Origin of the sequence: Myxococcus sp. CA039A (assembly GCF_013336645.1) — a bacterium.
Lineage (GTDB): Bacteria > Myxococcota > Myxococcia > Myxococcales > Myxococcaceae > Myxococcus > Myxococcus llanfairpwllgwyngyllgogerychwyrndrobwllllantysiliogogogochensis.
This window is the reverse complement of the sequence record NZ_JABUMQ010000788.1, coordinates 1-436: the sequence shown is the minus strand read 5'-3', so window position 1 is coordinate 436 and position 436 is coordinate 1. Positions and strand designations below refer to the sequence as shown.

The window sequence follows — 436 nt, the reverse complement described above, 5'->3', positions numbered from 1 at the left end:
TTTCCCGACGGCATTCCCGCATTCGGCGCCGACGCGTTGCGCTTCACCTTCGCGTCGCTCGCCACGCTGGGCCGCAGCATCAACTTTGACCCGGGCCGCTGCGAGGGTTACCGCAACTTCTGCAACAAGCTGTGGAACGCCACGCGCTTCGTACTGATGAACACCGAAGGCCAGGACTGCGGCATGCAGGAATGCGTCGGTGATTGCGGCCCCGAAGGCTACCTGGACTTCTCGCAGGCCGACCGTTGGATCGTCTCGCTGCTGCAGCGCGTGGAAACCGAAGTGGAGAAAGGCTTTGCCGACTACCGCTTCGACAACATCGCCAACGCCATCTACAAATTCGTCTGGGACGAATACTGCGACTGGTACCTGGAACTGGCGAAAGTGCAGATCCAGACCGGCACGCCGGCCCAGCAACGCGCGACGCGCCGTACCC

At 62.6% G+C, this 436-nt stretch carries 1 protein-coding gene; it reads left to right on the top strand.

Features of this window, described 5'->3' with window-relative positions:
- The coding region (locus HR086_RS47600; RefSeq protein ID WP_174468980.1) for a class I tRNA ligase family protein at positions 1-436 on the top strand (436 nt) is incomplete at both ends.